General features: G+C 64.2%; 10 protein-coding genes. 6 read left to right on the plus strand and 4 right to left on the minus strand.

The window, feature by feature from the left end; all coding sequences use genetic code 11:
• Nucleotides 1-370, plus strand: a 370-nt coding sequence (locus KDB67_RS02455; RefSeq protein WP_291011994.1) for a metal ABC transporter permease, incomplete at its 5' end; no start/stop codon positions are given.
• 31 nt (nucleotides 371-401) lie between these two features.
• Here KDB67_RS02455 and KDB67_RS02460 read toward each other — a convergent pair.
• The gene (locus KDB67_RS02460) at nucleotides 402-1,016 is read right to left on the minus strand and encodes a class I SAM-dependent methyltransferase (RefSeq protein WP_291011997.1); all 615 of its coding nucleotides are present in this window, start codon (nucleotides 1,014-1,016) and stop codon (nucleotides 402-404) included.
• A gap of 125 nt (nucleotides 1,017-1,141) precedes the next feature.
• Here KDB67_RS02460 and KDB67_RS02465 point away from each other — a divergent pair, with 125 nt between their 5' ends.
• Nucleotides 1,142-1,384 (plus strand): plasmid stabilization protein, encoded by a 243-nt coding sequence (locus KDB67_RS02465; protein ID WP_291012000.1) that lies wholly within the window; start codon nucleotides 1,142-1,144, stop codon nucleotides 1,382-1,384.
• On the plus strand, nucleotides 1,381-1,836 hold the full coding sequence (locus tag KDB67_RS02470; protein ID WP_291012003.1) for a type II toxin-antitoxin system VapC family toxin: 456 nt from the start codon (nucleotides 1,381-1,383) through the stop codon (nucleotides 1,834-1,836). Before KDB67_RS02465 ends, KDB67_RS02470 begins: the two co-directional genes overlap by 4 nt.
• A 95-nt stretch (nucleotides 1,837-1,931) precedes the next feature.
• Here KDB67_RS02470 and KDB67_RS02475 read toward each other — a convergent pair whose 3' ends face one another.
• Together KDB67_RS02475 and KDB67_RS02480 are read right to left on the minus strand one after the other, a co-directional pair.
• Nucleotides 1,932-3,137, minus strand: coding sequence for a PIN domain-containing protein (locus KDB67_RS02475; RefSeq protein WP_291012004.1), 1,206 nt, complete (start codon nucleotides 3,135-3,137; stop codon nucleotides 1,932-1,934).
• Complete coding sequence (locus KDB67_RS02480; protein ID WP_291012006.1) at nucleotides 3,134-3,517, minus strand: helix-turn-helix domain-containing protein; 384 nt, start codon at nucleotides 3,515-3,517, stop codon at nucleotides 3,134-3,136. Before KDB67_RS02480 ends, KDB67_RS02475 begins: the two co-directional genes overlap by 4 nt.
• A 198-nt stretch (nucleotides 3,518-3,715) precedes the next feature.
• Here KDB67_RS02480 and KDB67_RS02485 point away from each other — a divergent pair, with 198 nt between their 5' ends.
• From KDB67_RS02485 to truB, 3 genes are read left to right on the plus strand one after another with little or no spacing between them, the layout of a single operon-like run.
• The gene (locus tag KDB67_RS02485) at nucleotides 3,716-4,114 is read left to right on the plus strand and encodes a hypothetical protein (protein WP_291012008.1); all 399 of its coding nucleotides are present in this window, start codon (nucleotides 3,716-3,718) and stop codon (nucleotides 4,112-4,114) included.
• Between the two features lie 35 nt (nucleotides 4,115-4,149).
• Nucleotides 4,150-4,824, plus strand: a complete 675-nt coding sequence (locus KDB67_RS02490; protein WP_291012012.1) for a 4'-phosphopantetheinyl transferase superfamily protein — start codon at nucleotides 4,150-4,152, stop codon at nucleotides 4,822-4,824.
• A gap of 1 nt (nucleotide 4,825) precedes the next feature.
• Nucleotides 4,826-5,728: a tRNA pseudouridine(55) synthase TruB gene (gene truB, locus KDB67_RS02495; protein ID WP_291012014.1), complete on the plus strand. Its 903-nt coding sequence runs from the start codon at nucleotides 4,826-4,828 to the stop codon at nucleotides 5,726-5,728.
• A 157-nt stretch (nucleotides 5,729-5,885) separates the two neighbouring features.
• On the opposite strand, the gene KDB67_RS02500 is transcribed toward truB, so the two are convergent.
• A partial coding sequence (locus KDB67_RS02500; protein ID WP_291012016.1) for a glycoside hydrolase family 32 protein occupies nucleotides 5,886-6,895 on the minus strand: 1,010 nt, incomplete at its 5' end.

Genomic DNA, 6,895 nt, shown 5'->3' on the forward strand with positions numbered 1-6,895 from the left:
ACTGCTCGGCGCACTGCTGCTCGGGCTGCTCGCGCTGACGACCGTCACGGCGTTGCAGGTGGTGGGAATTGTGCTGGTGGTGGCGATGCTCATCATCCCGGGCGCCACCGCCTACCTGCTGACCGACCGGTTCAGCCGGATGCTGGTCATCGCACCCATCGTGTCGATGCTGTGCGGCCTCGTCGGCCTCTACATCTCCTACTACCGCGACACCTCGCCCGGTGGGATGGTCGTGGTGGTGCAGGGCAGCCTGTTCACCCTCGTCTACCTGTTCAGCCCGAGCCATGGGATCGTCACCGGCTGGATCAGACGCCGCCGGCAGCCGCGTCCGGTGGGAGCCAGCCCTGTCGCGGCGGAGTTGAACCAGTGATCATCACCGCGACGGCTACACGTGTTGCTGCTCAGACGGATGCGGTCCCGGTGCTGAGCGCCCCATACGGCCGCGGCGCACCCTTCGCGTAGAACTGATCCAGCTCGGCGACGACCAGCCCGGAACCTGTGAGCAGGGACGGGATGTCGCGGGTGAGGTGGCAGCCGCCGCCCAGCCGTTTCTGGACCGGTTCGAGCAGCCGCTGAGTACGACGCACCTTCTCGTCGGGTGCGCGCCCATGTTCCAGAAAGCACACCGTGCCACCGGGTTTCACAACCCGCCGCAGTTCGGCGAGCGCCGCCGCGACATCGGGAATCGTGCACAGCGTGAACGTACTCAGGGCACTGTCAAAAGTGTTGTCGTCGAACGGAAGTCGCTGACCGTCAAGGCCGGCCCGTTCGATCGGCACCGCCGAGCCCGCTACTCGATCGGCAGCCAACCCCCAGCCGCCGTCGGACGGTTCGACGGCACTGACCCGCGTCACCGCGTCCGGATACAGCCCGACATTGAGCCCGGAACCGAACCCGATCTCCACGACCTCCCCGGTCAGTCCCGCACACGCCCGCTGCCGCAGCGGCCGCATCGCCGCCATCCCGCACGTCTTCTCCACCAGACGCGGCAGAATCCGGTCGTCATAAAAGTCCATGCGCCCATCATGGCGCCTTCGACACGACGGACATGCGGATTGCGTCATCCCTTCGCATTCCTCGTGCTGGTCCACATCACCGCGTCCTTGCTAGCATTGAATGCATTGCATGAAGGAGATGGGCTATGGCGACGTTGACGATCAGGGATCTTGATGACGGCTTGAAGGCTCGACTGCGCATCCGTGCGGCCGAACATGGCCGATCGATGGAGGCTGAAGTTCGTGAAATTCTGCGAACCACGCTCGACGAACCACGCGGTCAGCGCGGACTTGCCACGAGGATCCGTCGTCGCCTCGCCGGCGACGGCTTTGATCTGGAACTGCCTCCCCGCACCGAGATGCCCCGCGCGGCGGAGTTCGACGAGTGATCGTCCTCGACACCGATGTGGTGTCGGAGGTGATCCGCGTCGAACCGAATCCCGAGGTGATCGGGTGGATCGACGGTCTCCTCGATGACGAAGTGTTCATCACGGCCGTCACTGAGGCTGAACTCCTGTACGGGATGGAGCAGCTGCCGGACGGCAAGCGGAAGTCCGCCCTCGGCGGAGCGATTGAGGAGATTGTCGAAGACGATTTCCGCGACAGGGTCTTGCCGTTCGACCATGGCGCTGCGAGCCACTACGGGCGCATCGTGGCCGGTCGCGAACGGGTCGGCAGGCCGATCGCCGCGCTGGACGCGCAGATTGCATCGATCTGTGCGTTCTGGGGCGCGACATTGGCGACTCGCAACATATCGGACTTCGTCGGAACGGGTATTGAGCTCGTGAATCCTTGGGATCCCGTGATCGGTGGAGAGGAATCCGATGCGCATACCCGCTGATTGGACCCCGCACAGACGATCCGGACGGTTCACCTTCTCAGCGAGTGGGGTCACGACGGAGTGACTTGTTCGGTCCGTTTCGGAAGTGCGACCGCTCAAGCTCTGAACGCCTCCGCAAGGGCGATACGGAGGTCATTTCGTGCACCTGGCCGATCGATCCCAGGAGGCGACGGCGACGGTGTGAACACCGTCCGGAGCCCGGGCGCAACGGACGTGAAATCGTGATCGTGCCATCCCTTGCGAATCGCGGAGCCCATGACGACGATAGTCTTCGGGCGTCGGAGATGGGCAACGAAACTTCGGAAGTCCTCCTTGCCCTTGACGAATTCTTCATCGGATGGGTCGAAGTTCCGGATCGGGAAGATACACATATTCCATGCGACGAAGCGCTTGCGGTCGACTCCCAGTTCGCCGAGTAGCTCGAAAAGTGTGGCGGCGACATCGTCGTCATTGTCGAGCGACAACAATCGACCGCTTCCACGTCTGACGTCGGCGTCGGCCTGCGGCGCCTTGAGTAAGAGGACGACCTCCGCATCTATGCCACCGAATGTGGGATCAAGGTATGCGAGTTTGCCTTCGCGGTTCTCCCGCTTGCTGATCCGCCATACGAGTCGGTTGATTTCCAGGACAGCGGGATCCCGTTTCGCTTGCTCCAACCTGTACGCGCGGAGCGCGCCGTCATTCAACGCGCGAGGCGAGGACGGGTATGCGCAAATGCGAGTCTCGACCAGTTCTGCGGCGTTGCGGGCCCCGGCGCGGCGAAGCGCATCGAGTGTTGACTGATCCGTTGCGCCTTTGAGTCCGGTGACGTGTGCCCGGTGCACTTTGATCATGGTCTCTGGATGGTCCGTGATGATGGCGCTCAGGAGACTGTCGGATGTGATCACCTTGATCCCCAATTCTTGCATGACGTCGGGAGGGAAGCCCGTGCGGTCGTCGCTGCACAGCGCTGTTGCTTCGGCAGAGACAGCTGCGGCGATGACGTGGCGGTCGTCCTCGTCGGTCATTCGGTACCCGGCGACGGCCGCTCGTGCTTCATCTGTGATCTCGATCTGGGAATGCGGGAACGCAGAGTTCATGGCCGAGACCAATCGGCGTCCGGCCTCCTTGTCGAAGGACTCGATGTTTGCCGTCAGATGTTCGATGACTTCGTCAAGGATTTCGGCGCTCCAGATGACACGGATCAAGTGGTGAGTCATCGCATAGAGCAGGTAGTCGCGTAAGACACGCGAGTACAGGACGTTGGCATCTCCCAAGACGATGCTGAACAGGGCGCGGGATTCGGCCGAGTCCGCGCTCACTCCAGCAGGCCCAGATCGTTCTGAAGTGAAGAGAGTGCCGTCATGCCGATCTCCATGTGGCGGCGCTCAGTCTCGAGGAACGCGTCGATAGACGCGACGGTGACGCGGTGGTGAGTGCCGACCTTGCGGAAGGCGAGCTGTCCCTGGTTCATCAGCTTGCGAACCTGCGGCCTTGACATACCCAGCAATTGGGCCGCCTCCGCAGGGGTGACTTCCGTCGCGCCGCGAGACAGTACGACTTCGTGACCTTGAGCCTTGGCGTCGATCAACTGGGCAAGCCACTCCGCTGTCTGGCGGGAGACACTGACCTCGACCTCGTCGCCGGCCTGCTCCAGCGCGAGATGCAGCGCGTGAGCGTCGCGAGCCAACAGGTCCGTCATGATCTACCTCCGGCAATAGCTGCAACATCTGAACTTACTGAAATAACTGTAACAGATCGAACCGAAATGCCCCGTGCGGCCGAGTTCGACGAGTGATCACTTTTGACACGAATGCGGTGTCCGAGCTCGTTCGCGATACACCGAACCTCACACTGTCATCGCGTGGATTGACGGCTAACTTGACACTAGAATCTTCTGATGCCGATCCCGTCTGACTGGACCCCGTATCGTCGTGAGGACGGTGAACTTCTCGGCTGGATTGTCGCCGACGACGCGTCGGGCGATGCGTGGACGAGCTACGACGTGCTGGGTCGCGCCGTGGCCGCCGGCGCCGACTGGCTCGACGCCGAGGTCGCCCTCGACGACCACGGTCTCCACTATCTCGCCGACCCGTACATGCTCGAAGGTGTGTGGGCGCAACCGCTGCGGGTGCGTCTGGTGGAGGTCACGCCGGAGCGGATCGTCGTCAAGGAGGAGGACTTCGGGGACATGACCGCCAAGACCGAACGTTTCGTGCTGCCGTGGCCGATGCCGACGGAGCTGCGGTCGGTGCGCCCAGATGATCCGGACGGGTTCACCTTCGGCGCTTCCCACTAGACTCTCGGACGGACTTTCGTAGAAGGGAACTGGGTGTGATCGAGCAGGTTGTGGCGTCCGGTGTCGCGTCGGTGGAGACGTTCGCCGACCCGCCGGGTATCGCGCCGATGGCGGGGGAGGAGGCGATCATCGCCCGCGCCGTCGACAAGCGGCGCCGCGAATTCATCACCGCCCGCGACTGCGCACGCAAGGCGATGGCACAGCTCGGTGTGGAACCGGCGCCGATCTTGCGCTCGCCCACCGGGTCGCCGCAGGAGAAGGCCGCCCCGATCTGGCCGCGCGGCATCGTCGGCTCCATCACCCACACCGACGGCTACCGGGCCGCGGTGGTGGCGTACAAGCTGCAGATACGTTCCCTGGGCATCGACGCCGAACCTCACGAGGCGCTGCCCGACGGGGTGCTCGATCACACGAGCATCGCCGAGGAACGCACCGTGCTCGCGACCCGGCCGTCGGGTCTGCACTGGGACCGACTGCTGTTCTGCGCCAAGGAGGCCACCTTCAAGACGTGGTTCCCGCTGACCAAGCGGTGGCTCGGTTTCGAGGACGCCCACATCACCTTCGAGCAGACCGGCGACAACGAGGGCACGTTCGTGTCCAAGCTCCTCGTGGACGGTTCGGTGATCGACGGCGGCACCCCGCTGACCTCGTTCGACGGTGTGTGGCGCGTCGAGCAGAACTTTATCCTGACCTCGATCGCGCTGACCTGACATGGCCGACGCGTCCATCGAGAACGCCGGACTGCTGATCGTCGACAAAGAAGCCGGCATGACCAGCCACGACGTCGTGTCGCGCTGCCGCAAGATCTTCAACACCCGCCGCGTCGGCCACGCAGGCACGCTCGACCCGATGGCGACGGGCGTGCTGGTGATCGGTATCGAACGCGCCACCAAACTCCTCGGCCTGCTGTCGCTGACGACGAAGGCCTACGAGGCGACGATCCGCCTGGGAGCATCCACCACCACCGACGACCGCGAGGGCGACATCCTCGAAACCATCGACGCCTCAACCGTTTCCGACGACGAGATCCGTTCCGGTGTCGCTGCCCTGACCGGCGACATCGAGCAGGTCCCAGCGAAGGTCAGCGCCATCAAGGTTGACGGCCGCCGTGCCCATGCCCTGGTCCGTGGAGGCAAGGAGTTCGACCTCGAAGCCCGCCCGGTTACGGTGTCCCGCTTCGACATTCATCACATCCGCCGCGACGAGCCGGGTTTCATCGACCTCGACGTGACCGTCGAATGCTCCGCCGGCACCTACATCCGTTCCCTCGCACGCGATCTCGGCGCTACTCTGGGCGTAGGTGGCCACTTGACCGCGCTACGCCGCACCGCCGTCGGCCCCTTCACCCTCGAACATGCGTTGACGCTGGACGAGGTACGCGACAACCCCCACGTCAGCCTCGACATCGACCAGGCCGTCAAACTCTCCTTCCCCCGCCGCGACATCGACGACGACGAAGCCGAATCCATCAGCCAGGGCCGCTGGCTGGAACCCATCGGCCGCAAAGACATCTACGTCGTAGTAGACCCCGCCGACAAAGCCATCGCCCTCATCCAGGAAAAAGGCCGTCGCGCCAGCTCGATCATGGTCGTCCGCCCCGCCACCCTCCGCTGACCCCGGAAACTCCGCTTTTCCTTGTCGCTGACGGCAACAAAACGCGGAGTCCTCGCCGGAGAGGATCAGTGGTGCATCACAACGCCGGATGCGGACACAAACCTTGCGTTCAGGTCTGGATTCCGGAGCTGAACGCAAAGTTCAGCGGTTCCGGGGGCTATGTCGCGGCCGGGGATCGCGATGTCGCACCGGCGAGATCCGATAGTTGCATCGAGACCCGAACCGCCGCACCCTGACCCGAAACACGCACCGACGACGCGTCGAGTGAGCCGATCAGTTCAGTCAGCACCCGCGTTCCGTTTTCGGCGTACACCTCGACGGCGTGCCTGTCGAGCCAGATCGTCAGGGACACGACCGCCGAATCGTCGGGCACAACGGCAGGGGTAGGGCTGACCGGGAGCCGGACGGTGCCGGCGAACTCCGGCGGGAAGCCGTGGGCGGCCGCCTGCCGGTCCAGCGTCAGCTCCTGGGCGGCGCAGATGTAGGTGAGCGTGACGCGGGAGTCGTTGTCGTCGGTGAACTCGACGGCGAACCCCGCAGCTCCGTCCGGTGTGACGTCCAGGTCGATCCGGCATGCACCCCGGATCGACTGCACCACAACGGGTTCAGTGACGACTGTGGGGCTGTCCCCGGCGGGTGGGCCGATGGGGATTTGCCGCACCCTCAGCCGGCCGTGGACCTTCACCAGGGAGAGTCTGCGCGGCAATGTCATTCGTCCACGTTGCGGAGGATCGGCATCGAATGGCATGTGGCGCGCGTAATCCCAGTTGCTCATCCACGCGATGAGTGTTCGGGAGTCGTCATCGAGTCCGGCGAATGTGACCCCCGCATAGCAGTCATGCCCGAAGTCCAGCCAGTTCAGCGCATGCAGGCCGGGCACATCGTCGGCCTGTACGCGCGGCGTGCCATCGTGCGGGGTAAAGGTGCGCCCGTCAAAATCGCCGACGAAGTACTGCGTTCCCGACCCGCCAGCGATGGCTCCCGGGTTGAGGCTGACGAGCAACACCCAGTGCGTCTCGTCGGTGCCGTCGACACGGAGTGGAAACAGGTCCGGGCATTCCCATTCACCGCCGACGGCACCGGCCGGCCCGAATGACGACAGAAACTCCCAGGTCAGCAGGTCGTCGGAACGGTAGAGCACCACCTGACGGTCGATCGCCTCCACGG

Origin of the sequence: Gordonia sp. (in: high G+C Gram-positive bacteria), from assembly GCF_020438995.1 — a bacterium.
Classification (GTDB): Bacteria; Actinomycetota; Actinomycetes; order Mycobacteriales; family Mycobacteriaceae; genus Gordonia.

Bases quoted from the DNA above. Each gene is read 5' to 3' on its own strand.
- KDB67_RS02460 (WP_291011997.1), bottom strand. From the start codon at position 1,016: ATGGACTTTTATGACGACCGGATTCTGCCGCGTCTGGTGGAGAAGACG.
- KDB67_RS02465 (WP_291012000.1), top strand. From the start codon at position 1,142: ATGGCGACGTTGACGATCAGGGATCTTGATGACGGCTTGAAGGCTCGA.
- KDB67_RS02480 (WP_291012006.1), bottom strand. From the start codon at position 3,517: ATGACGGACCTGTTGGCTCGCGACGCTCACGCGCTGCATCTCGCGCTG.
- KDB67_RS02485 (WP_291012008.1), top strand. From the start codon at position 3,716: ATGCCGATCCCGTCTGACTGGACCCCGTATCGTCGTGAGGACGGTGAA.
- truB (WP_291012014.1), top strand. From the start codon at position 4,826: ATGGCCGACGCGTCCATCGAGAACGCCGGACTGCTGATCGTCGACAAA.